Origin of the sequence: Novosphingobium sp. JCM 18896, from assembly GCF_025938095.1 — a bacterium.
Classification (GTDB): domain Bacteria; phylum Pseudomonadota; class Alphaproteobacteria; order Sphingomonadales; family Sphingomonadaceae; genus Novosphingobium.
Genome location: NZ_JAPCZF010000008.1, coordinates 95,367 through 119,279, shown reverse-complemented (window position 1 = coordinate 119,279; position 23,913 = coordinate 95,367). Strand labels below are relative to the sequence as shown.

At 66.6% G+C, this 23,913-nt stretch carries 18 protein-coding genes; 6 read left to right on the top strand and 12 right to left on the bottom strand.

Features of this window, described 5'->3' with window-relative positions:
- Positions 1-163 precede the first annotated feature (163 nt).
- Positions 164-2,425 carry an NADP-dependent malic enzyme gene (locus OLX23_RS22220; RefSeq protein ID WP_264447414.1) on the top strand — a complete coding sequence of 754 codons (2,262 nt, stop codon included), beginning with the start codon at positions 164-166 and terminating at the stop codon, positions 2,423-2,425.
- Between the two features lie 96 nt (positions 2,426-2,521).
- Positions 2,522-3,502 carry an acyltransferase family protein gene (locus tag OLX23_RS22215; protein ID WP_264447413.1) on the top strand — a complete coding sequence of 327 codons (981 nt, stop codon included), beginning with the start codon at positions 2,522-2,524 and terminating at the stop codon, positions 3,500-3,502.
- Between the two features lie 258 nt (positions 3,503-3,760).
- On the opposite strand, the gene OLX23_RS22210 is transcribed toward OLX23_RS22215, so the two are convergent.
- The 10 genes from OLX23_RS22210 to OLX23_RS22165 all read right to left on the bottom strand — a co-directional run bounded on the left by OLX23_RS22210 (position 3,761) and on the right by OLX23_RS22165 (position 13,366).
- Positions 3,761-4,525, bottom strand: a complete 765-nt coding sequence (locus OLX23_RS22210; protein WP_264447412.1) for a sulfite exporter TauE/SafE family protein — start codon at positions 4,523-4,525, stop codon at positions 3,761-3,763.
- A gap of 98 nt (positions 4,526-4,623) precedes the next feature.
- Positions 4,624-5,340, bottom strand: a complete 717-nt coding sequence (trmB, locus tag OLX23_RS22205; protein WP_264447411.1) for a tRNA (guanine(46)-N(7))-methyltransferase TrmB — start codon at positions 5,338-5,340, stop codon at positions 4,624-4,626.
- Positions 5,341-5,387: 47 nt separating this feature from the next.
- A complete protein-coding gene (locus OLX23_RS22200; RefSeq protein WP_264447410.1) occupies positions 5,388-6,314 on the bottom strand; it encodes an alpha/beta fold hydrolase in 927 nt (308 codons plus the stop codon).
- A gap of 49 nt (positions 6,315-6,363) precedes the next feature.
- Complete coding sequence (locus tag OLX23_RS22195; RefSeq protein ID WP_264447409.1) at positions 6,364-7,677, bottom strand: dicarboxylate/amino acid:cation symporter; 1,314 nt, start codon at positions 7,675-7,677, stop codon at positions 6,364-6,366.
- Positions 7,678-7,959: 282 nt separating this feature from the next.
- Complete coding sequence (ctrA, locus tag OLX23_RS22190) at positions 7,960-8,655, bottom strand: response regulator transcription factor CtrA (protein WP_264447408.1); 696 nt, start codon at positions 8,653-8,655, stop codon at positions 7,960-7,962.
- Between the two features lie 211 nt (positions 8,656-8,866).
- On the bottom strand, positions 8,867-10,042 hold the full coding sequence (locus OLX23_RS22185; protein WP_264447407.1) for an acetyl-CoA C-acyltransferase: 1,176 nt from the start codon (positions 10,040-10,042) through the stop codon (positions 8,867-8,869).
- Between the two features lie 28 nt (positions 10,043-10,070).
- Entirely contained in the window at positions 10,071-10,511 is a 441-nt protein-coding gene (locus OLX23_RS22180; protein WP_264447406.1) for a MaoC family dehydratase, read from the bottom strand.
- 62 nt (positions 10,512-10,573) lie between these two features.
- Positions 10,574-11,695 (bottom strand): acyltransferase family protein, encoded by a 1,122-nt coding sequence (locus tag OLX23_RS22175; RefSeq protein WP_264447405.1) that lies wholly within the window; start codon positions 11,693-11,695, stop codon positions 10,574-10,576.
- 155 nt (positions 11,696-11,850) lie between these two features.
- The gene (locus OLX23_RS22170) at positions 11,851-13,227 is read right to left on the bottom strand and encodes a putative O-glycosylation ligase, exosortase A system-associated (RefSeq protein WP_264447404.1); all 1,377 of its coding nucleotides are present in this window, start codon (positions 13,225-13,227) and stop codon (positions 11,851-11,853) included.
- Positions 13,220-13,366 (bottom strand): hypothetical protein, encoded by a 147-nt coding sequence (locus tag OLX23_RS22165; protein WP_264447403.1) that lies wholly within the window; start codon positions 13,364-13,366, stop codon positions 13,220-13,222. Before OLX23_RS22165 ends, OLX23_RS22170 begins: the two co-directional genes overlap by 8 nt.
- A 64-nt stretch (positions 13,367-13,430) precedes the next feature.
- Between OLX23_RS22165 and OLX23_RS22160 the strand changes: the two genes are divergently transcribed.
- From OLX23_RS22160 to OLX23_RS22145, 4 genes are all read left to right on the top strand, one after another.
- Positions 13,431-14,693, top strand: a complete 1,263-nt coding sequence (locus OLX23_RS22160; protein WP_264447402.1) for a TIGR04063 family PEP-CTERM/XrtA system glycosyltransferase — start codon at positions 13,431-13,433, stop codon at positions 14,691-14,693.
- Between the two features lie 34 nt (positions 14,694-14,727).
- On the top strand, positions 14,728-15,651 hold the full coding sequence (locus OLX23_RS22155; RefSeq protein WP_264447401.1) for a hypothetical protein: 924 nt from the start codon (positions 14,728-14,730) through the stop codon (positions 15,649-15,651).
- 216 nt (positions 15,652-15,867) lie between these two features.
- Positions 15,868-20,508 carry a glutamate synthase large subunit gene (gltB, locus tag OLX23_RS22150; protein ID WP_264447400.1) on the top strand — a complete coding sequence of 1,547 codons (4,641 nt, stop codon included), beginning with the start codon at positions 15,868-15,870 and terminating at the stop codon, positions 20,506-20,508.
- A gap of 21 nt (positions 20,509-20,529) precedes the next feature.
- A complete protein-coding gene (locus OLX23_RS22145; RefSeq protein ID WP_264447398.1) occupies positions 20,530-21,963 on the top strand; it encodes a glutamate synthase subunit beta in 1,434 nt (477 codons plus the stop codon).
- Between the two features lie 57 nt (positions 21,964-22,020).
- On the opposite strand, the gene OLX23_RS22140 is transcribed toward OLX23_RS22145, so the two are convergent.
- Positions 22,021-22,716 (bottom strand): DUF4336 domain-containing protein, encoded by a 696-nt coding sequence (locus tag OLX23_RS22140; protein WP_264447396.1) that lies wholly within the window; start codon positions 22,714-22,716, stop codon positions 22,021-22,023.
- 183 nt (positions 22,717-22,899) lie between these two features.
- Positions 22,900-23,730 carry a 23S rRNA (adenine(2030)-N(6))-methyltransferase RlmJ gene (locus OLX23_RS22135; RefSeq protein ID WP_264447395.1) on the bottom strand — a complete coding sequence of 277 codons (831 nt, stop codon included), beginning with the start codon at positions 23,728-23,730 and terminating at the stop codon, positions 22,900-22,902.
- Positions 23,731-23,913: the final 183 nt, after the last annotated feature.

The window sequence follows — 23,913 nt, the reverse complement described above, 5'->3', positions numbered from 1 at the left end:
ATTCGGAATGCCGGCACCCTCGGCTTTCCCCCAAAATGCCGCGCAACATCACTGCTCCGCGAGCGGCAAATTATTTTCGATTATTACCGAGCCGAAACACGCAAACCCCTATCGCCGGGGCCTAACATTGGTTAGGGCAGGCCCGACAGCGGGGAGAATTCCATTGGCCGACGAAAGCAACGTCCGTTTTACCGAGCGCGAAGCTCTGTTTTATCACAAGACGATCCGCCCCGGTAAGATCGAGATCATCGCCTCGAAGCCGATGGCGACGCAGCGCGATCTGTCGTTGGCCTATTCGCCCGGCGTCGCCGTGCCCGTCCAGGCGATCGCCGACGATCCCGCCACGGCCTACGACTACACCGCCAAGGGCAACCTCGTCGCGGTGATCTCGAACGGCACCGCCATCCTCGGCATGGGCAACCTCGGCGCGCTGGCCTCGAAGCCGGTGATGGAAGGCAAGGCCGTGCTGTTCAAGCGCTTCGCCGACGTCGATTCGATCGACATCGAGCTCGCGAGCGAGAACGTCGAGGCGCTGATCGAAGCGATCGCGATGATGGAGCCGAGCTTCGGCGGCATCAACCTGGAAGACATCAAGGCACCCGAGTGCTTCATCATCGAGCAGACCCTGCGCGAGCGGATGAAGATCCCCGTCATGCACGACGACCAGCACGGCACCGCGATCATCGCCGCCGCCGGCCTGGTCAACGCCTGCTTCATCACCGGCCGCAAGTTCGAAGACGTCAAGGTCGTGGTCAACGGCGCCGGCGCTTCGGCGCTGGCCTGCACCGCGCTGATCAAGTCGATGGGCGTGCGGCACGAGAACGTCACGGTCTGCGATACCAAGGGCGTGATCTACAAGGGCCGCGAAGGCATCGACCAATTCAAGTCGGCCCACGCGATCGACACCGACAAGCGCACCCTGGCCGAAGCGATCAAGGGCGCCGACATCTTCCTCGGCCTCTCGGCCAAGGGCGCGGTCACGCAGGACATGGTCAAGACGATGGCCGACGAGCCGATCATCTTCGCCATGGCCAATCCCGATCCGGAGATCACCCCGCCCGACGCCAAGGCGGTGCGCCCCGACGCGATCGTGGCGACGGGCCGTTCGGACTATCCGAACCAGGTCAACAACGTGCTCGGCTTTCCCTTCATTTTCCGCGGCGCACTCGACGTGCGCGCGACCGCGATCAACGAGGAGATGAAGATCGCCGCCGCCCGCGCCATCGCCGAACTCGCGCGCCAGCAGGTGCCCGAGGAAGTCGCCGCGGCCTATGGCCAGAACCACCAGTTCGGCCGCGACTACATCATCCCGGCGCCGTTCGATCCGCGGCTGATGGAAGTCGTCTCCTCGGCCGTGGCCAAGGCGGCGATGGATTCGGGCGTGGCGCAATTGCCGATCGAGGACTTCGACGCCTATCGTCACAGCCTCAAGGCACGGCTCAACCCGACCACCTCGGTGCTGACCAACGTCTATGCCCAGGCGCGCGCCAATCCCAAGCGCGTGGTCTTCGCCGAGGCCGAGGAAGACGTCGTGCTGCGCGCGGCGATCCAGTTCCGCGATTTCGAATATGGCACGCCGGTGCTCGTCGGCCGCACCCAGGCGGTGACCGACAAGCTGCTCGAGCTGGGCATCAGCAATCCCGAGTCCTTCGAGATCCACAATTCGGCGACCTCGCCGCACGTGCCGGCCATGGTCGACTATCTCTACCAGCGCCTCCAGCGCCGCGGCTTCATGGAACGCGACGTCAAGCGCATGGTCAACCAGGACCGCAACGTCTTCGCTTCGCTGCTCGTCGCGCTGGGCCACGGCGATGCGATGATCTCGGGCGTGACGCGGCCGTTCTCGCAGTCGATCAAGGAAGTCCGCCAGGTTCTCGATCCGAAGCCCGGCGCGCTGCCTTTCGGCATCCACCTGACGATCGCCAAGAACAACACGGTGTTCATCGCCGACACGACGATCAACGAGCGCCCCTCGGCCGAGGATCTCGCGCACATCGCGATCGAGACCGCCGCCGTTGCGCGCCGCCTCGGCCACGAGCCGCGCGTCGCCTTCCTGTCGTTCTCGACCTTCGGCAATCCCGCGGGTCGCTGGCTCGACAACATCCGCGACGCGGTGGCGCTGCTCGACGCACGCGATCCGGGCTTCGAGTACGAGGGTGACCTGGCCCCCGACGCGGCGCTCAACCCCAACATCATGAAGAACTATCCGTTCAGCCGCCTGTCGGCACCGGCCAACGTGCTGGTCATGCCGGGGCTGCAGTCGGCCAACATCTCGGCCAAGCTGCTGCGCGAGCTCGGCGGCAACACCACGATCGGCCCGATGCTGATCGGCATGGAAAAGCCCGTCCAGATCGCACCGATGACCGCGATCGCCCCCGACGTGCTGACCCTGGCCGTGCTCGCCGCGGCGGGCATCACCGGCTAATATCACGCATCGCCGCCCGCCCTTCGGGGTGGGCGGTAGCACTTCGTTTACCATAACCGTCTATTCCGGCGCATCGCGGATCAGGCGGACAAGCGAATGCGCTTCAACACTCTCGACGGGCTGCGCGGCATCGCCGCGATCCTCGTGCTCCTCTACCATCTGGGGCCGTTTTCGCCGATCCGGATCCCCGGCGGCTATCTCGCCGTCGATCTGTTCTTCGCGCTCAGCGGCTTCGTTCTCGCCCATGCCTACGACGCCCGCTTGCGCGACAGCATGCCGCTGCGCGAATTCGTGCTGCTGCGGCTGGTGCGGGTCTATCCGATGGCCTTCGTCGGCGCGGTGATCGGCGTGGTCCTGTCGGGCCGCTTTTTCGAATCGCTGCTGCTCCTGCCCAACCTCGAAGGGATGGCGGTGCGCTATCCCGAACTCGCACCGCTCTATCCCGGCAATGGCCCGATGTGGTCGCTGGCACTCGAACTGCTCGCCAATCTCGTCTTCGCGCTCGTCATCGTCCGGCTCGGCTGGCGCGGGCTCACGACCCTGATCCTGGCGAGCGGAGCGATCTTCCTCGCCGGCGGCCTGACCTATGGCCTGGCCGAACTCGGCGCGTTCTGGCAGACGATCGGTTTCGGCCTGGCGCGGACCTTGTTCTCCTTTTCGCTCGGCGTGGCCATGCACCGGTTGCACCTTCGCCTGGCGATCCGCCGTCGCGAGACCAAGCTCGCCTGGCTGCTGCCGATCGCGCTGATCCTGGTGACGCTGCAGGTAAGCGCCACCGACACCGCCTGGAACCTGGCCAGCGCCTTCGTGCTACTGCCGCTGATCCTCTGGTTCGGGACGATCTGGGAAGCCCCGCGCACCCGCCTCGTCGAGGAGATCGGTGGGCTGTCCTATCCGCTCTATTGCATTCACGGCGTCATCGTGCAGACCTGCAACGGGATGGGGGGATCGCCGGGCTATCTCTGGGCCCTGCTGATCGCCGCCGCCTGGTGGTTGAACACGCGAATCGACGTGCCGCTTCGCCGCCACCTGCTGACCCTGTTGAACCGCCACCGCGCCGCCCCGGCAGCCGCCTGAGGCATCAATCGCAGCCAGGTCTTAGACCTTGGTAGCAGCAGCGGCCCCGGGTGATTTACAGACGGGCCGACCCGGCATAGCTGAGCAATCGCTGTCGTCGCGGATCACCGGATCGGGTCGCACCGGGGGGTTATCTGGACGGATTTCGGCGACAGCAACCTCACTTTGGCGAAGGCGCTCCACCTTCGGCCGAAAGCTGCCCCGCGTTTCGATCCGCGGGGCAGCACCGGCCACCCCGCCAATCACACCCGCCCCAAATCAGCTCAGCGCGCGGTAGACGCCGTAAGCGCTGGTCAGCGACAGCACGATGCCGACCAGGATCAGCATCTGCTTGGCCGGCAGGTGCTTGGCCGCCCAGGCGCCGAGCGGCGAGGCCAGCAGGCCGCCGATGAGCAGGCCCAGCGTCGCGCCGGCGAGATCGGCGATCCCCAGATGCCAGATGAACACGGCCGAGACGGTCAGGGTCAGGAAGAACTCGACTGAGTTCACCGTGCCCACGACCTTGCGCGGATCGGCGCCCTGGAGCAGCAGGTTGGACGTGACCACCGGGCCCCAGCCACCGCCGCCGGCGGCGTCGAGGAAGCCGCCGATCAGGCCCAGCGGCGCCACGATCTTCGCGTCCTTAACCTTGGGCGGATAGAACAGGCCGCGCCACAGGATGTAGAGGCCGATGCACGACAGGTAGGCGAGGATGAACGGCTTGATCACGCCGGCGTCGATCGAGGTCAGGACATAGGCGCCGAGCACGCCGCCGATCACACCGGGGATCAGCAGCTTGAAGAACAGGCCCTTGTCGATGTTGCCGTGGAGCAGGTGGCTGATGCCCGAAGTCGCCGTGGTGAAGCACTCGACGAAGTGCACGCGCTGCGAGGCGAGCGCGGGCGGAATGCCGAGCACGCCGACCATCAAGGTGTTCGAAATGACGCCGAAGGCCATGCCCAGCGCACCGTCGACCAGCTGCGCGGCAAAGCCGACCGCCATGAACGGCAGCAGGCTATCGACATCCAGAAAACCCAAATCCATCGCAGCCCCACGAATCGTAATGTCGACGCATTAGATTGAGATTGGCCGCGCACGGAAAAAAGAAATTCTTTGTGCCGCCCGCTTGCTTAGGCTCGGCCTCAGCGCTTGCGGTAGCGGAAGTACCAGACCTCGTGACCGTAGACCGTGCGCGCCTTGTGCTCGTAGCGCGTCTCGGGCCAGCCACCGGGGCGCTTCTGGAAGTCCTGCGGCTTGTCGCAGAGCCATTCGAACTGATCGCGGTGGCGCCGCATGACCATCAGCGCGTGACGCAGATAGATCGCATGATCGGTGCCGAAGCGGAATTCGCCGCCGGGCTTGAGCTTGGCCGCGAACATGTCGACCGGGCCGTCGTTCATCATCCGCCGCTTGGCGTGGCGCGCCTTGGGCCAGGGATCGGGATGCAGCAGGTAGATGAACGACAGCGCGCCGTCGGGAATGCGGCTCAGCACCTCGAGCGCGTCGCCGTGCTGGATGCGGACATTGCCGAGCGGGGTGTTCTTGCCGCCGTCGCCGTCGACGTGGGCTAGCGCCTGGGCGACGCCGTTGAGGAACGGCTCGGCGCCGATGAAGCCGTGGTCGGGCAGCATGTCGGCGCGGAAGGCCATGTGCTCACCACCGCCGAAGCCGATCTCGAAGTGCAGCGGGCAGTCCTGGCCGAACAGCCGCTCGGCCGTGACCTCGCCCTCGGCCGGCACGGCGATGCGCGGCAGCAGGGTATCGACCAGCTCCTGCTGGAACTTGCGCAGGGGGCGCCCCTGGGAACGGCCATAGAGGCGGTTGAGCGTGGTCGGATCGCCGGGCTTGTTCGCGGTCATGGGGCGGGCGCGTGGCGGAAAAGCCGGCTCCGGTCAACCAGGGCCGGTCAACCGCGGGTGCGGTACTCGGCGATCCACGACAGGACCACGCCCTTGACCGCGGCGACGAACGCGAAGGGGCTGTCGATCATCGGGTAATGCGTCGTGCCCGGGATGGTGAAGACCACGGTGCGCCCGCCCGAGGCCGCGCCGATCACCTCGGCGGCGGTCTCGTCGGCGAGATGGGTATGTTCGCTGAACACCGCCGCCGAGCGGCAGCGCAGGTCCTTGAGCGCATCGACGAGCTCGAGCGCGAGGCCGATCGTCGCCCCTTGCGCGGAGTCGTACTTGACCGCCCAGCCGCCCTCGACCGCGCGGAACGAATGGCGCGCGATATGCGCGATCACGGCGTCGGCCTCGATCGGTGCCAAGGGCTGCGGCATCAGCCGGAAGCGCGCCAGCGCCTCGTCGCGATCGGCATAGATCCGCGGCGGCCGGGGCGGTGCGCGCTCGCCATCGAGCACCTTGACCGCATGGTCTTTCTCGAGCCGCGCATAGCGCAGCCCGTCGATCGTGATGACGCCGAGCAGCGCGTCGTCGTGCGCGATCGCCGCGCGCATGGCGTATTGGGCGCCGGCGCTGTGACCGACGATCACGGGCGGCACTGCGGCGTCGAGCAGGCCCGCGTCAGTGCAGACGCCGAAGATCTCGGCCGCGATCAGCTCGGTCGTATAGACCTCGCGCCGCCCCGAATCGCCGCAGCCCGACAGGTCGATCGCGACGACGTGGAACTGGTCGGCGAAGAGCGGCGCGACGTGATCGTACCAATGCGCATGACCCGCGCTGGCGGGCACGAACAGCAGGCCCGGCGCGCCGCGGGTGCCCCATTCGAGATAGTGGATCGGACAGCCGGCAACTTCGACCGTGCGGCTGGTGCCGGGAAGCGCGAGCGTGCGCGCGAGCCAGTCGGGCGTTTCGGGTGACAGCGATGCCATCACGCCAGCCTAGCGCCGGCACGGCTCGGGTAAAGCCGGTGCACTTGTCCTAAACGGCAGCGGGTGCGTCCGGCTCGGCCTCTCCGCCCAGCGCCGCCTCCAACCGCGCGCGGTCGAGCGTGCCCTCCCAGCGCGAGACCACGACCGTCGCCACGGCATTGCCGATGAAGTTGGTCAGGCTGCGGCATTCGGACATGAAGCGATCGACGCCGAGGATCAGCGCCATGCCCGCGACGGGCACCGAGGGCACGATCGACAAGGTCGCCGCGAGGGTGATGAAACCCGCACCAGTCACCCCCGCCGCGCCCTTCGACGAGAGCATCGCCACCGACAGCAGCAGCAATTGCTGGCCGAGGCTCAGCTCGACGTTGCAGGCCTGGGCGATGAACAGCGCGGCCAGGGTCATATAGATGTTGGTGCCGTCGAGATTGAACGAATAGCCGGTCGGCACGACCAGGCCGACCACCGCCTTGGGGCAGCCGGCGCGCTCCATCTTCTCGATCAGCGCGGGCAATGCGCTCTCGGACGAGGAGGTGCCGAGCACGAGCAGCAGTTCGCCCTTGAGATAGGCGATCAACCGCAGGATCGAGAAGCCCGCCGCCCGCGCCACCGCGCCGAGCACGACGAGCACGAAGACCAGCGAGGTCAGGTAGAAGGTGGCGAGCAGCGCCGCGAGATTGGCGAGGCTGCCGACGCCGTACTTGCCGATGGTGAAGGCCATGGCGCCGAAAGCACCGATCGGCGCCGCTCGCATGACCAGGCCGACGAGCTTGAACACGACCAGCGAGACGTCCTCGAGCAGATCGAGCACACGCTGGCCACGGTCGCCGATCGAAGCCAGTGCCACGCCGAACAGGATCGCGACGACGAGGACCTGGAGCACGTTGTCGCCGGTCAGCGCGGAAACCAGCGTGTCGGGGATCATCGCCGAGACGAAGCCGACCAGGCTCGTCTCGTGCGCCTTGGCCGAATATTGCGCGACCTTGCCCGCGTCGAGCGTGGCGGGATCGATGTTGAGTCCCTCGCCCGGGCGCACCAGGTTGGCGACCACCAGGCCGACGATCAGCGCCAGGGTCGAGAAGGTCAGGAAATAGGCGAAGGCCTTGGCCGCCACGCGCCCGACCGCGCCGAGATCGCGCATACCGGCGATGCCGGTGACGATCGTCAGGAAGATCACCGGCGCGATCACCATCTTCACCAGCTTGATGAACATGTCGCCGAGCGGCTTGAGCGCCTCGCCCGTCGCCGGCGCGAAATGGCCGATCGACACGCCCAGCGCGATCGCGATCAGGACCTGGACGTAGAGATGCGCATACCAGGGGCGCGGGCCGACAGGTGGCAGCTTGGCGGGATCGAATTCCATCTGCGCTGCATGGCACGTTCATGGGTCAAACGAAAACGGGCAAACGACAGCGGACCAAGCCAATCCGCACACCCACCCGCTCGTGCTGAGCTTGTCGAAGCACCATGCGCAACAGTCGCGCCAGCACCCTTCGACAAGCTCAGGGTGAGCGGGGTTGGGATGACACAGAATTTCCCCAACAAGCCCCGCCAAAACGAAAACAGCCCGCTGCCTGGGGCAGCGGGCCGCTCTTCGACCGGAGAGAGAGTGCTAGTCGAGGAGAAACTTGTTTTCGGTGAAGCGTCAGGCCGCTTCGGCGCGCTCGTCGGGATCGCGCAGGACATAGCCGCGGCCCCAGACGGTCTCGATGTAGTTGGCGCCGCCGCAAGCGTGGGCCAGCTTCTTGCGCAGCTTGCAGATGAACACGTCGATGATCTTGAGCTCGGGCTCGTCCATGCCGCCGTAGAGGTGGTTGAGGAACATTTCCTTGGTGAGCGTCGTGCCCTTGCGCAGCGAGAGCAGCTCGAGCATCGCGTATTCCTTGCCGGTCAGGTGCACGCGGGCGCCATCGACTTCGACGGTCTTGGCGTCGAGGTTGACGATCAGCTTGCCGGTGCGGATGACCGACTGCGAGTGACCCTTCGAGCGACGCACGACCGCATGGATGCGGGCGACGAGCTCTTCGCGGTGGAACGGCTTGGTGACGTAGTCGTCGGCGCCGAAGCCGAAGCTGCGCACCTTCGAGTCCATCTCCGAAATACCCGACAGGATGAGAACCGGCGTCTGCACCTTGGCAACGCGCAGCTTCTTCAGAACGTCGTACCCGTGCATGTCGGGCAGGTTCAGGTCGAGCAGGATGATATCGTAGTCATAGAGCTTGCCCAGATCGAGGCCTTCCTCGCCCAGGTCCGTCGAATAGACGTTGAAGCCCTCGGCGGAGAGCATAAGCTCGATCGCCCGTGCAGTGGTGGGCTCGTCCTCGATCAGCAGCACTCGCATGCGAAACCCCTTGTTTTGGCCCGACAAAATAAAACCTGACCCTTGGGTGAAGGGCCATGTGATCCATTAACCATAGGACCTATGAACATTAAAGGTTAATTTGCCGTAAACGCGATGCCAATGTTTAGTCTCTCGTAACGACTTTCTTTGCGACGAGGCGACATCAGGCTGCGGGAAAGCGCATCACGCGCCGCCCCGCCCGGCCGTCACTTCACAGCACTTCGAGCAGACCGGCCGCGCCCATGCCGCCGCCGATGCACATCGTCACGACTACGTATTTCGCCCCGCGGCGCTTGCCCTCGATCAGCGCATGCATCGCGCAGCGCGCGCCGGTCATGCCGTAAGGATGGCCGATCGCGATCGAGCCGCCGTTGACGTTGAGCAGTTCGTTGGGGATGCCCAGCTTGTCGCGGCAATAGAGCACCTGCACCGCAAAGGCCTCGTTGAGTTCCCACAGGCCAATGTCGTCCATCTTCACGTCGAAGCGCTGGAGCAGCTTGGGCACGGCGAAGACCGGGCCGATGCCCATCTCGTCGGGTTCGGTGCCGGCAACGGCCAGGCCGACGAAGCGGCCGAGCGGCGCGAGCCCCTTCTTTGCGGCGAGCGCCGATTCCATCACCACCAGTGCGGCAGAGCCGTCGGACAGCTGGCTGGCATTGCCCGCCGTGGTCGTGCCGCCGGGGATCACCGTGTTCAGCGCGGCCAGTCCCTCGAGCGTGGTCTCGGGCCGGTTGCCCTCGTCCTTGGTGAGCGTGACCTCCTTCTTGGAAGTTTCGCCGGTGGCCTTGTCGGTGACGCTCATCGTCGTCGTGGTCGCCACGATCTCGGCGTCGAAGGCGCCCGCGGCCTGGGCGGCGGCGGTGCGCTGCTGCGACTGCAGCGCATATTCGTCCATCGCCTCGCGCGCGATGCCATAGCGCTGGGCGACGACTTCGGCGGTCTGCAGCATCGGCATGTAGGCCGCCTCGCGCAGGCGGATCAGGTCGCGGTCGAACTCGACGCGGAAGTCCTTGGTCTGGACCGTCGAGATCGAATCCTGGCCGCCCGCGATCACCACGTCCATGCGGTCGATCACCACCTGCTTGGCCGCCGTCGCCAGCGCGATCAGCCCCGAGCCGCACTGGCGATCGACACTCATCCCCGCGACGGTCACCGGCAGGCCGGCGCGCAAGGCCGCGAGCCGGCCGATGTTGAGCGCCTGGCCGCCCTGCTGGAGCGCGGCGCCCCAGACCACGTCCTCGACCTCCGCCCCGTCGATCCCGGCGCGCTCGACCGCCGCGGTGATCGACAGCGCGCCCAGGGTCGGCGCGGCGGTGGCGTTGAAGGTCCCCTTGTAGGCGCGGCCGATCGGCGTGCGGGCTGCGGCTACGATGACGGCGTCGCGCATGTCAGGTCTCCTCTGGTTCCGTTTTCGATTATGCGAAGTGCTGGAACATCCATTCGGCGATCAGCGCGGGCTTGGCCTCGTCCTCGATCTCAACCGTCACCTCGACCGTCTGCAGCCACTGGCCCGGGCGCTTCTCGATGAGCTCGAGCAGCTTGAAATGCCCGCGGATGCGCTTGCCCGACTTGACCGGGGTGAGGAACCGCAGCTTGTTGAAGCCGTAGTTGACGCTCATCTGCACCGCCGGCTTTTCCATCCGCGCCATCATCGGCGCCAGCAGCGAGACGGTGAGGAAGCCGTGGGCGATGGTCTGACCGAACGGCGTAGCCTTGGCCGCCTCGGGATCGACGTGGATGAACTGGTGATCCTCGGTGGTGTCGGCAAAAGCGTCGATACGCGCCTGGTCGACCAGCAGCCAATCCGAGGTGCCGATTGCCTCGCCCACTTTCGCCTGCATCTCTTCCAGCGTCACGCGTCACTCCCTGTCCATAGGTCGGCAGGCAGCATGGCGCAGGCAGCGCGCAACGCAAGATACTATTCGGCGGGAACCTCGTTTGCGCGCAATGGCCAGCGCGGCGGATGGCGGTTGAACCAGCGCTGCGCGGGCTTCTCGAGACCGTGGTAGCAGAATATCGATGCGGCCAGCACCAGCGCGAGGAAGGCGCCGAAACGCAGCCAGTCGAGCTTCAACGAAGCGTCGACGAAAGCCAGCTTGAACAGCAGGAACAGCACGGTATGCGCGAGATAGGTCGCATAGCTGACCTCGCCCAGATAGCGCAGCGGCCGCGAGCTCAGAACATCGACGATGGGGCCGCGCCCCGTCGCCAGCGCCATCAGGCCGGTGACGAAGGCGGCGGGCACAAAGACCGTCTCGGGCAGATCCCAGGCATAGGCCGCCGCGAGAAGCCCCAAGCAGGCCACCAGCGACAGCCAGGGGCACAGCGGCTGGTCACGCCAGCGCAGCCACAGCAGGCACAGCAGATTACCGAGCGAGAATTCGAACAGGCAGCGCCCGAGGCCGAGGTGCGAAATGTCAGCACCGAGGCTGGTATTGCCCGCACCCCAGAAGAACAAAGGGATCGCCGCCAGCAGGATGCCGGCGACAGCGAGCAACACGGGGGTGGGCGTGCGTTCCCATTTCGCCGCGAGCACGACGAGCGGGAACAGCAGCGAGGCCATCCATTCGGTGCTGATCGACCAGGCGGGATCGTTCCAGGTCAGATGGTCGGTGAAGCCCCAGTTCTGGATCAGCAACAGGTGCAGCGGCAGTTCCGAGAAAGGATAGAACGAGGCGTCGCGCCCCGTGACCACCAACGTCAGGGCGAAGGCCACGAGCACCGACAGCACCGCCAGGTGCAGCGGCCAGATCCGCGCGATGCGGCGCCATAGGAAGGTGCCGGCCGCGCCCGCTCCGCCCGCGCGCAGCCGCGGCGCGTAGTTGTACCAGAGCACGAAGCCAGAGAGCACGAAGAACAGGTCGACCGCCAGATAGCCCCGCGCCAGCACCTTGATCACCGGAATCGGCAACAGTTCGAGCAGCGAGAAGCGGATGTGGTAGAGCACGACCAACCAGGCCGCGATGCCGCGAATGCCGGTCAGCGCATCGAGATGCGCAGGCGACGCGGCAGCCGGGAACGACGCGTCAGCGGCGCGCATCGGTGGCGAGGCCCTTGCGCACGCACGTCGGACACGGACGCAGCGCATCCCGATCAAGCCCGTTTCGTGCGATCCAACCCGTCATCTTGCGATCCCGGTAGCCCGAACTGCCCGAGAAAGCGAAGAGATTAAGCGCACCCGATGCACGAGCCGCGTCATGCGCTCCGGACCGGTTCGGGAGCAGCGACCAGCGGCGCCGGCCGCGGCCGCTGATCGAGCCGGCGCGCCACGGGCTTCTCGATCCGCTTCAGATAGGACCAAAGCCCGCACTGCAGACCGACGAGCATGAGCACGAAGGGCTGATAGGCGATGCCGGTGAACAGCGCCCCGACGAGATAGACGACCTGTGCCATCTGCAACGCATTGGCCAAGGGCGCGACCCAGCGCTCGTCGGGCTCGCTGCGCTTGCGCCATTTCCGCCGCAGCCGCTCCATCTGCCACAGCCCCGAGACCTGCAGCCACAGCCACAGGGTCAAGCCCGGCCAGCCCTGCTCGCCCAGCATTTCGAAATAGCTCGAATGGAAGGCGCGGCCGGCTTCCTCGATATAGGTCGGCTCGCTCTCCGCGTCGGCCGACGGCTCTGTCTTCAGCCGGTAGCGCACCTTGTTGGCGCGATAGACCTCGAAGCCGCCGCCGCCCGGATGGTCCTTGGCGTAGTTCCAGGTCCAGGCCCAGACCGCGAGACGCGTACTCGCCGACTGATCCGCCTTGTGGTTCTCGATCGTGTTCATGCGATCGGTGAAGCTCTTGGGCAGGAAGGGTATCGCCGCGAACAGCGCGAGCGAGCCGAGCGCCATGTAGAGGAAGCGGCGCTTGGCCGTGCGCAGCACGAGCAGGCCGAGCACGGCGAGGCAGACCAGCCCGGTGCGCGCCTGTGTGCCGATCGGCATCAGCATGCAGGCACCGGTCAGCGCCACGGCGAACAGCGTGACGGTCCAGTGCTTGGGAAAGATCGTGCCGAAGCGCACCAGCCACCAGATCAGCGGGATCGCCGCGATCGCGGCCATGGCGATCGTACTGCCCTCGAACAGGCCGGTGTTGTCGTCGACCAGCAGGCGCAACATGCCATAGCCGCCGCCGCCGAGCACGGTCTTGATCGCGGCGGGAATGATGATCGCGGCCAGCGACAGCACAATGACCAGCGCCGTCGCCTCGATCCGCAGCCGCGTGCGCAAGGTCAGCGGCAGGATGATCGCCCAGAGCAGCGCCTTCCACACCCAGTCCCACTTGCCCAGCGCCTCGACCGGGAAGTCGGCGGTGAAGGTCGTATAACCGCAATAGACGAGCAGCGCGCAGAGGATGCCCTGGCGATAGGTGAAGCGCGAATCGCGCTTGTCGTCGACCAGAAGCCAGCCGCCGAAGGCCGCGGCGAAGACGATCAGCGAGACGGGCAGCGAGGCCAGAAGGTGCCACGAGGCCTTCTGCGGCGAGACGATGTCGACGTAGCAGTAGCACAGCACCCAGAGGAACGGCCGCTTGAAGCCGAGCGCGACAAATCCGCAGAAGAACAGGAAGAAGGTATAGTCAGTCACGCGGCGCGCGCATTCCGGGCCGCGGGCGCGCCTCTTTCTCGGTACCGGGATCACGATCGAGATCGGCGCGCGACAGCAGCCGCCAAGCGGCGAGCGCCAGCAGCCCATGCGTCAGGATAATGCCGAACAGGTCGATCATCGCCGCCTGCCTAGCAGCGCGCGGTTGACGGGCCGTTAAGCCTTCCCGGCCTAGAGAACCGCGCATGACCCGGGTGCTCCACGTCCTCGACCACTCGCTGCCGCTGCACAGCGGCTATACCTTCCGCACGCGCGCGATCCTCAAGGCGCAGCAGGCCATGGGCCTCGACGTCCGCGGCATCACCGGACTGCGCCATGCGGCCGAGCTGCGCGCGGTGGCCGGTCCCGAGGCCGAGATCGACCAGCGCCCGGTCGAAGAGGCCGACGGCCTGCTGTTCCACCGCACGCCGGGCGAGGCCGGCGGGCCGCCGGGCCTGCGCGAATGGCGCGAGATCGGCCGGCTATCGGCGGCGATCGAAAGGCTCTGTGGCGAATGGCGTCCCGACCTGCTCCACGCCCATTCGCCCGCGCTGGGCGGCGAAGCGGCGCTGCGCGCGGGCCGGCGGCTCGGCATTCCGGTGGTTTACGAGATCCGCGCCTTCTGGGAAGACGCTGCCGTGGGCAACGGCACGGGGCGCGAGGGCTCGGCCAAGTACCGGCTGACGCGCGCGCTCGAGAACCACGTCGTCGCCAACGCCGATGCGGTCGTCACGATCTGCGAAGGCCTGCGCGGCGACCTGATCGCGCGCGGCTTCGACGCCACGCATATCAGCATCATGCCCAATGGCGTCGATCTCGAACTGTTCGGCTCGCCGATCGCGCGCGACCCGGCGCTGGCGGCGGAGCTGGGCCTCGGTGACGGCCCAGTGATCGGCTTCATCGGCAGCTTCTACGATTACGAAGGCATCGACGATCTGATCGCGGCGATGCCCGCGCTGATCGCGAAACAGCCCGATGCGCGCCTGCTGCTCGTCGGCGGCGGGCCGAGCGAGACCATGCTCAAGGCGCAGGCGCTCGCCTCGCCCGCGGCACAGGCGATCCGCTTCGTCGGCCGCGTGCCGCATCACGAGGTCGAGCGCTACTACGCGCTGACCGACGTCATGGCCTATCCGCGCAAGAAGAGCCGGCTGACAGACCTCGTCACCCCGCTCAAGCCGCTCGAAGCCATGGCCCAGGGCAAGCTCGTCGCGGCTTCCGACGTCGGCGGCCACCGCGAGCTGATCACCGACGGCCAGACCGGCCGGCTGTTCACCCCCGACGATGCCGCCGCTTGCGCCGAGGCGCTCGCGCAACTGCTCGCCGAACGCGACCGCTGGGACGTCTATCGCGAGGCCGGTCGCGCGCATGTCGAAACGCGACACGATTGGGCGCGCAATGTGGAGCGTTATCAAGTCGTTTACCATCGCGTGCTAGGCAAACAGCCGCAATCCGAGCTGCACGTCGCCTGAGCGGCAGCGAATAGGGAACAGGGGCAAGACGATCTTGGCCGAGTCGAAAAGCACGCCGCGCGACCGCAAACAGGCGGCCAAGCCTGAACCGATCACGCGTCACCCGCTGTTTCCGGCGATCGTCGCGCTGTGGTTCGCCGCCCTGCTCGGCGTCGGCAGCCTCTCGCTGAGTACCGGCCTGCTCGAACGCTTCGTCATCGCCACCGGCATCGACACGGTGATCGCCGCCGCGGCTCCGCCGCTGGGCCTCAAGGCACGGCTGGCCGTCTCGCTCGCCTTCGGCCTGCTCGGCGCCGCGATCGGCTGGTTCCTGGCCAGGCGCGTCGCCAACCCCGCCCCGCGCCCGGCACCGCAGGTGTTCAAGGTGGCCGAGGTCGATCCGCCCAAGGCGAAGAAGGCCCCCAAGCCCGTGCTCGATCCCGCCAGCCTCGCTGCGGAGCCGATCGCGGCTGCAGTGCCGCCCGCGGTCACGGCAGAAATCGCGCCAGAAGTCGCACCCGAACCCGAACTGCCCGAACTGATCGCTCCGGCGACGGACGAGCCCGAAGCCAGCCCCGAGCCGGTAGAAGTCGTGGCCGCCGAGGTCATCATCGAACCCCAGCCCGCGGTCGCCGAGATCGCCCCGCTGGTCACCGAGCCCTTCTTCGCCGAACCCGAATCGCGCGAACCGACCGCTGCCGAGCGGATCGCCGCCGCCGATCTCGCCGAACTCTCGCACGTCGAGCTGATCGAACGCCTGGCCATCGCGCTCCAGCGCCGCGAAGCCCTGTCCGAGGCCGAAGAGGCCCGGTCGGCCGAGCCCAGCCCGGTCGTGCATTTCCCCGATTTCGCCGATCGCCGCAGCGTCCGCCCCGCTCCCTCGGCGCCGACCCCGCTGGTGGCGCCGCAGGAGACCGAGATCGCCCTGCGCCATGCCCTGGCCCAGCTCCAACGGATGAGCGGCACCCGCGGCGGCTGACGCGCAAGGATAGAAGCGCTCTCCGCAGTTTTATTGCGCCAGTCCACGACCGGCACACTCGCAGAAAACCCCGGCAATCTCTTCGCGGTTGCAAAAATACCATCATATTGTCATGGGGCGCGCTCGCACTCCTCACGCCGGTTTCCGGCGGGGTGAGTCGCGCTTGCCGACCGGTTCGCGTACAGTGGGCCGGCCAATGACAGGATGGGTTTATCGATGGGTTTTCCTCAGCCCCAAGGGCTCTACGATTCGCGTAATGAACACGACGCTTGCGGCGTGGGCTTCGTTGCCCACATCAAGGGCGCCAAAACCCATGCGATCGTTACCCAGGCGCTGGAGATTCTCAAAAACATCGACCACCGCGGCGCCGTCGGCGCCGACCCGCTGTTGGGCGACGGTGCCGGCATCCTGATCCAGATGCCCGATCTGCTGTTCCGCAAGTGGGCGGACGGCGAAGGCCTGACCCTGCCCGCGGCCGGCGACTATGCCGTGGCCATGTGCTTCCTGCCGCAGGACGAAGCCGCGCGGAACTTCGCGGTCTCGCACTTCGAGGAGTTCATCGCCAAGGAAGGCCAGCAGCTGATCGGCTGGCGCGACGTGCCGACGACGCTCGACGGCCTGGGCAAGGCCGTCGTCGCCTCGATGCCGGTGATCCGCCAGTGCTTCATCGCGCGCGGTGCCAACTGCGCCGACCAGGACGCCTTCGAGCGCAAGCTGCTGGCGATCCGCAAGCAGGCGCAGAACCCGCTCGCGGCGCTCGAGGTCAAGCATGACCTGCCCGGCCTGTCCGAGCTCTACATGCCGAGCTTCTCGAGCCGCACGATCGTCTACAAGGGCCTGCTGCTGGCGACTCAGGTCGGCTCGTTCTACGACGACCTGCGCAACCCGGACTGCGTCTCGGCCCTGGGCCTCGTGCACCAGCGCTTCTCGACCAACACCTTCCCCAGCTGGAAGCTCGCACACCCTTACCGCTTCATCGCCCACAACGGCGAGATCAACACGGTGCGCGGCAACGTCAACTGGATGAACGCGCGCCGCCGCACGATGGAATCGGAGCTGCTCGGCCCCGATCTCGACAAGATGTGGCCGCTGATCCCGCACGGCCAGTCGGACACCGCCTGCCTCGACAACGCGCTCGAGCTGCTGCTCGCGGGCGGCTACAGCCTCGTCCACGCGATGATGATGCTGATCCCCGAGGCATGGGCCGGCAATCCGATCATGGATAGCAAGCGCCGCGCCTTCTATGAGTATCACGCCGCGCTGATGGAGCCGTGGGACGGGCCCGCCGCCGTCGCCTTCACCGACGGCCGCCAGATCGGCGCGACGCTCGACCGCAACGGTCTACGCCCGGCGCGCTTCCTCGTCACCGACGACGATCTCGTCGTCATGGCGTCGGAATCGGGCGTGCTGCCGATCAAGGAAGACAACATCGTCCGCAAGTGGCGCCTCCAGCCCGGCAAGATGCTGCTGATCGACTTCGAGGAAGGTCGCATCATCGAGGACGAGGAAATCAAGGCCCAGCTCTCGGGCGCCGAGCCCTATGAGGAGTGGCTGGCTTCGGCGCAGTACAAGCTCAAGGACCTTGAGGTCGTCGAGCCCGAGCTGGCCGCGCTACCGGTCGAGACGACGAGCCTGCTCGATCGCCAGCAGGCCTTCGGCTACACCCAGGAGGACACCAACAAGTTCCTCGAGCCGATGGCCGCCAACGGCGACGATCCGATCGGATCGATGGGCACCGACACGCCGATCGCGGTGCTGTCGAGCCGTTCGCGCCTGCTCTACGACTACTTCAAGCAGAACTTCGCGCAGGTCACCAACCCGCCGATCGACCCGATCCGCGAGGAACTGGTCATGAGCCTGGTCTCGATGATCGGTCCGCGTCCGAACCTGCTCGGCCACGATGCGGGCAGCCACAAGCGGCTCGAGATCGACCAGCCGATCCTGACGAATGAGGACATCGCCCGCATCCGCTCGATCGAGGCGGCGCTCGACGGTGCCTTCCGCACGCAGACGATCGACATGACCTGGGATGCCAACACCGGCGCCGCGGGTCTCGAGCAGGCGATCAAGGAAATGTGCTGGTCGGCGACCGAAGCCGTGCTGGCCGACAAGAACATCCTGATCCTGTCCGACCGTGCCCAGGGCCCCGACCGCATCGCCATGCCGGCGCTGCTGGCCACGGCCGCGGTGCATAGCCACCTCGTCCGCCAGGGCCTGCGCATGCAGACCGGCCTCGTGGTCGAGACCGGTGAAGCGCGCGAAGTGCATCACTTCTGCGCGCTGGCGGGCTATGGCGCCGAAGCGATCAACCCCTATGTCGCCTTCGAGACGCTCGAGGACATCCGCAGCCGCAAGCTGCCGCACCTCGAAGCCAAGCAGGTCCAGAAGAACTACATCAAGGCCATCGGCAAGGGCGTGCTCAAGGTCATGTCCAAGATGGGCATCTCGACCTACCAGTCCTACTGCGGCGCGCAGATCTTCGACGCGGTCGGCCTGTCGACCCCGTTCATCGAGGCCTACTTCACCGGCACCGCGACGACGATCGAGGGCGTCGGCCTGATCGAGGTCGCCGAAGAGACCGTGCGCCGTCACGCCGCGGCCTACGGCGACAACCCGATCTACAAGAACATGCTCGACGTCGGCGGCATGTACGGCCTGCGCCTGCGCGGCGAGGAACACGCCTGGACCTCGTCGAACATCGCCAACCTCCAGCACGCTGTCCGCGGCAACCTGCCCGAGAAGTACCTGGAGTTCGCGCAGTCGATCAACGATCAGTCGCAGCGCATGCTGACGATCCGCGGCCTGATGGACCTCAAGAAAGCCGACAAGGCACTCGACCTCGACGAGGTCGAGCCCGCCAGCGAGATCGTCAAGCGCTTCGCCACCGGCGCGATGAGCTATGGCTCGATCTCGTGGGAGGCGCACACCACCCTGGCGCTGGCGATGAACCGCATCGGCGGCAAGTCGAACACCGGTGAGGGCGGCGAGGATCCCAAGCGCTTCCTGCCGCTGCCCAACGGCGATTCGATGCGCTCGTCGATCAAGCAGGTCGCCTCGGGCCGCTTCGGCGTCACCGCCGAATACCTGGTCAACGCCGACGACATCCAGATCAAGATGGCGCAGGGCGCGAAGCCCGGCGAGGGCGGCCAGCTGCCCGGCGACAAGGTCGACAAGACCATCGGCGCCACGCGTCACTCGACCCCGGGTGTCGGCCTGATTTCGCCGCCGCCGCACCACGACATCTACTCGATCGAGGATCTGGCGCAGCTGATCCACGACCTGAAGAACGTCAACCCGACCAGCCGCGTCTCGGTCAAGCTCGTCTCCGAGGTCGGCGTCGGCACGGTCGCCGCGGGCGTCAGCAAGTGCAAGGCGGATCACATCACGATCTCGGGCTACGAGGGCGGCACCGGCGCTTCGCCGCTGACCTCGTTGACCCACGCGGGTTCGCCCTGGGAGATCGGCCTGGCCGAGACCCAGCAGACCCTGCTGCTCAACAACCTGCGCAGCCGCGTCGCGGTGCAGGCCGACGGCGGCATCCGCACCGGTCGTGACGTCGCCATCGCGCTGCTGCTCGGCGCCGACGAGATCGGCTTCGCCACGGCGCCACTGATCGCCGCGGGCTGCATCATGATGCGCAAGTGCCACCTCAACACCTGCCCGGTCGGCGTCGCCACCCAGGATCCGGTGCTGCGTGCGCGCTTCACCGGCGAGCCCGAGCACGTGATCAACTACTTCTTCTTCGTCGCCGAAGAGCTGCGTTCGATCATGGCCGAGATGGGCTTCAAGACGATCGCCGAGATGACCGGCCGCGTCGACCGGCTCGACGCGCGCAAGGCCGTGTCGCACTGGAAGGCCGAGGGCATCGACCTGACCAAGCTGCTCTTCCAGGCGCCGCTGGGTGAAGGCCCGTCGCTGAACTGGACCGAGACGCAGGACCACGGGCTCGAGAACGCGCTCGACAACGACCTGATCGCGGCTGCGGCCGACGCGCTCGACAAGAAGGAAGCCGTGCGCATCGAGCGCCCGGTGATCAACGTCAACCGCACGGTCGGCGCCATGCTCTCGGGCGAGGTCGCCAAGCGCTATGGCCATGCCGGCCTGCCCGACAACACGATCAACGTGAAGCTGACCGGCGTCGCCGGACAGAGCTTCGCCGCCTTCCTGGCACATGGCGTGACGCTCGACCTGACCGGTGACGGCAACGACTATGTCGGCAAGGGCCTGTCGGGCGGCCGCGTGATCGTGCGCCAGCCGGGCCATGTCGATCGCGAGCCGACCGAGAACATCATCGTCGGCAACACCGTGCTGTTCGGCGCGATCGCGGGCGAGGCCTATTTCAACGGCGTCGGCGGCGAGCGTTTCGCGGTGCGCAATTCGGGCGCCATCGCGGTGGTCGAGGGCTGCGGTGACCACGGCTGCGAATACATGACCGGCGGCACCGTCGTCGTGCTCGGCAAGACCGGGCGCAACTTCGCGGCGGGCATGTCGGGCGGCGTAGCCTATGTCTACAACCCCGACGGCCAGTTCGCCGACCTGTGCAACATGGCCCAGGTCGACGTCGTGCCGATCTCGCCCGAACGCGACGAGGAAGACGGCGCCGGCCGTCCGCAGCAGCGGACCAACGGCGTTCACGACAACGGCATGGGCGACATGCTGCGTCACGACGCCGAGCGTCTGCGCGTGCTGCTCGAACGGCACCACCTGCACACCGGTTCGAAGCGCGCCCGCGCGCTGCTCGACGACTGGGACAATGCGCTGGGGCAGTTCGTCAAGGTGATGCCGCGCGACTATGCGCGTGCGCTCAAGCAACTCGAAGCCGAACGGCTCGAAGCCGCCTCGGTCGCGGCCGAATAAGATCAGGGAAGATTAGGCAACATGGGCAAGGAAACCGGCTTCCTCGAGCTTGATCGCTCGGACCGCAAGTATGGTCCGGTCGAAGACCGCATCAAGCACTACAAGGAATTCGTCGTGCCGCTGCCGGAGAGCGATCTCCGCGCGCAGGCCTCGCGCTGCATGAACTGCGGCATTCCCTACTGTCACAACGGCTGTCCGGTGAACAACATCATCCCGGACTGGAACCACCTGACCTACGAGGGTGACTGGAAGAACGCGCTCGAGGTCCTGCACTCGACCAACAACTTCCCCGAGTTCACCGGCCGCATCTGCCCCGCCCCGTGCGAGGCAGCCTGCACCTTGAACATCGTCGACCAGGCCGTGACCATCAAGTCGATCGAATGCGCGATCGTCGATCGCGGCTGGCAGGAAGGCTGGATCGCCCCGCAGGTGCCCGCGCAGCGCACGGGCAAGACCGTCGCCGTCGTCGGCTCGGGCCCGGCCGGCATGGCCGCCGCGCAGCAGCTCGCGCGCGCCGGCCACTCGGTCACCGTCTTCGAGAAGAACGACCGGATCGGCGGCCTGCTCCGCTACGGCATCCCCGACTTCAAGATGGAAAAGCACCTGATCAACCGCCGCGCGGTGCAGATGGAGGCCGAAGGCGTCCAGTTCCGCACCTCGGTCGAGGTCGGCGTGACCATCTCGGTGGCGTCGCTCAAGGAGAACTTCGACGCGATCGTCCTGGCCGGCGGTGCCGAGGATGCGCGCAAGCTCGACATCCCGGGCGCCGAGCTTCCGGGCGTGCGACTGGCGATGGAATTCCTGACCCAGCAGAACAAGCGCAATGCCGGCGACGACGAGATGCGCGCCGCGCCGCGCGGCTCGCTGTTCGCGACGGGCAAGAACGTCGTCGTCATCGGCGGCGGCGACACGGGTTCGGACTGCGTCGGCACCTCGATCCGCCAGGGCGCCAAGAGCGTCACCCAGATCGAGATCATGCCCAAGCCGCCCGAGAAGGAAGCCAAGGCGCTTAGCTGGCCGAACTGGCCGCTCAAGCTGCGCACCTCGTCGAGCCACGAGGAAGGCGTCGATCGCGACTGGGCGATCCTGACCAAGCGCGTCGTCGGCGACAACGACGTGCGCGGCCTCGAATGCGTGCGCGTCGAGTGGGTCGACGGCGCGATGAAGGAAATCGAAGGCAGCGAGTTCGTGCTCGAGGCCGAGCTGATCCTGCTCGCCATGGGTTTCGTCGGTCCGAAGAAGCAGGGCCTGGTCGAACAGACCGGCGTCACGCTCGACGGCCGCGGCAACGTCGCGGCCAACGTCACCGACTACCAGACCAGCGATCCCAAGATCTTCGCCTGCGGCGACATGCGCCGCGGCCAGAGCCTGGTCGTCTGGGCGATCCGCGAAGGCCGCCAGGCCGCGCGCGCGGTCGACGAGGCGCTGATGGGCGCGACCCAGCTGCCGCGCTGATCGCTTCAGCTTCGAAAAGAGAGAGGGCGTGCCGCAAGGCGCGCCCTTTTTCGTTGGCTAGGCTGGCAGCAGCCAGTCGAAAGCCCGGGCGATCACGTCGCGGCCGCCATGCCGTATCGGCCTGGCATGCGCTGCCAGCAGGCCTTCGGTGGGCCAGGCCAGGATCTGCTGCAGAGCCTGTCGCGCCATGTCCCGATCGCGGAACGCCATCCGGTACTTTCGCGGGACGGTGGGCGCGGGCGCGGTCATCAAATCGAGCTTTGCGACGAGGCCGCGCCAACCCTTGAACCAGCCGGCGTCGAACTGCTGGATCATATCGGTGAAAATCGCGGTCCGACTGCGGCGATGGAAGAAGACGACCTCGGTGGTGATGCGATTTTCGCGAATGACGACCTGGTCGATATCGTTCGACCACGCCGCGGTCGGCCTATCGCCGAGATCGTCGCCCCACTCCAGTTCCGAGCGCTTCGCGCGCAGTTCCGGCACGGCATGAAGCGTCGCTTCGGGATAAGCGCGATGCCACGCCTCCAGAAACAGGTGATGCAGGGTATTGGGCGCGACGACGTGACGCACGGGGCCGAGGCCATCGACGGCGCTGCGAAGCTCTTGGGAGAGCGCTATCGGCGACCAGATGAAGAGCGCACCATCGGACAGGCGGACGACGATCATGCGCGTCGGGAAGTCGAAGGCCAAATTGGTCACGATCGGCCCCTCGGCGATCCATAAATCCTCAGCGAAAAGCTGCAGCACCATGACCTCCGAGTTCGTCAAAGCGATGCCGCCGACTATGTCAGCATCGCGGTGACTTTGCGACACGAGGCAACGGCACCGATGTTCTCTATGGCGCACCTTCGGCGGGGACGAAGCCGGCAGATCGCGGCATCGGAACCTATCGCTGGCTCCTCGCTTGGAAGAAGGGGGCGATGAGGGTTCGTTTTAGTCGTTCAGCCAATCGGCTGTGATCTCGCCCCTATGCCCTTCTGGCGCTAGCGCGGCGCGCAGGGCTTCGAGCAGCGGCGGCAGCGCCTGCGTGAAGGCGTAAGGCGGATTGACGAAATAAAGGCCCGCACCGTTGTAGATGCCGGGCTGATCGGCATCGTACAGCCAATGGTCGACACACAGCAGTTTCGGGATGCCGAGCTTGCGTAACTGGTGCTTCCACTGCGCGTGCATGGGCCGCTCTTTCAGCGGATACCAGATCACCGTCACGCCATGCGCCCATTTGCGGTGCGCCGCGGCGAGGGTGGCGGTGATGCGGGCGCGTTCGTCCGTCTGCTCGTAGGGCGGATCGACCACCACCACGCCGCGCGCGGTGCGGGGCGGCACCATCGCCAGCCAAAGCTCGTAGGCGTCACGCTGATGCACGGCAGCGGGCGTGTCGCGCATCGCGCCGCGCAGGGCATGGACGTCCTCGGGATGTTTTTCGTTGAGGACCAGGAAATCCTGCGGGCGCAGAAGCTGCGCCAGGATCCGCGGCGAACCGGGGTAAAGGCGCGGCTCGCTCTCGACATTCACCGCCTTCACAGCGGCGCGGTAGTCGTCCAGCAAAGGATTCGGGTCGGCGAGGGCCCGCATCACGCCCTGCGTGGCCTCGCCGGTGCGCTGGGCCTCATCGCCGTTGAGGTCGTAGAGCCCGCAGCCGGCATGGGTGTCGATCAGGGTCAGCGCGCCCTGTTTCTGCTGCAAGGCCCGCACGAGGGCGATCAGCAGGCTGTGCTTGACGACATCGGCGCTGTTGCCCGCATGGAAGGAGTGGCGATAATTCATTGCAATTCAAGAACCTGACGATCTGCCTCTATGCAATCTGCCGGCGCGGAAGCCGAGCGTGAGGCGATTTAAGCAACCCGTTTGATGGCGGTCGGCGCGGCCATAGGCAAAGTTGATTGCGGGTAGTTTGAATCATCGAGAACATCAATCGGGTCCACATGCTAGAGGCTACCGTCGACGAGA

What these genes read in the sequence shown, in the direction of transcription:
- OLX23_RS22165 (WP_264447403.1), bottom strand. Translation starts at nt 13,366, where the DNA reads ATGATCGACCTGTTCGGCATTATCCTGACGCATGGGCTGCTGGCGCTC.
- OLX23_RS22140 (WP_264447396.1), bottom strand. Translation starts at nt 22,716, where the DNA reads ATGGTGCTGCAGCTTTTCGCTGAGGATTTATGGATCGCCGAGGGGCCG.
- OLX23_RS22135 (WP_264447395.1), bottom strand. Translation starts at nt 23,730, where the DNA reads ATGAATTATCGCCACTCCTTCCATGCGGGCAACAGCGCCGATGTCGTC.
- OLX23_RS22195 (WP_264447409.1), bottom strand. Translation starts at nt 7,677, where the DNA reads ATGGAATTCGATCCCGCCAAGCTGCCACCTGTCGGCCCGCGCCCCTGG.
- OLX23_RS22175 (WP_264447405.1), bottom strand. Translation starts at nt 11,695, where the DNA reads ATGCGCGCCGCTGACGCGTCGTTCCCGGCTGCCGCGTCGCCTGCGCAT.
- trmB (WP_264447411.1), bottom strand. Translation starts at nt 5,340, where the DNA reads ATGACCGCGAACAAGCCCGGCGATCCGACCACGCTCAACCGCCTCTAT.
- OLX23_RS22185 (WP_264447407.1), bottom strand. Translation starts at nt 10,042, where the DNA reads ATGCGCGACGCCGTCATCGTAGCCGCAGCCCGCACGCCGATCGGCCGC.
- OLX23_RS22200 (WP_264447410.1), bottom strand. Translation starts at nt 6,314, where the DNA reads ATGGCATCGCTGTCACCCGAAACGCCCGACTGGCTCGCGCGCACGCTC.
- OLX23_RS22215 (WP_264447413.1), top strand. Translation starts at nt 2,522, where the DNA reads ATGCGCTTCAACACTCTCGACGGGCTGCGCGGCATCGCCGCGATCCTC.
- OLX23_RS22145 (WP_264447398.1), top strand. Translation starts at nt 20,530, where the DNA reads ATGGGCAAGGAAACCGGCTTCCTCGAGCTTGATCGCTCGGACCGCAAG.
- gltB (WP_264447400.1), top strand. Translation starts at nt 15,868, where the DNA reads ATGGGTTTTCCTCAGCCCCAAGGGCTCTACGATTCGCGTAATGAACAC.
- OLX23_RS22160 (WP_264447402.1), top strand. Translation starts at nt 13,431, where the DNA reads ATGACCCGGGTGCTCCACGTCCTCGACCACTCGCTGCCGCTGCACAGC.
- OLX23_RS22210 (WP_264447412.1), bottom strand. Translation starts at nt 4,525, where the DNA reads ATGGATTTGGGTTTTCTGGATGTCGATAGCCTGCTGCCGTTCATGGCG.
- ctrA (WP_264447408.1), bottom strand. Translation starts at nt 8,655, where the DNA reads ATGCGAGTGCTGCTGATCGAGGACGAGCCCACCACTGCACGGGCGATC.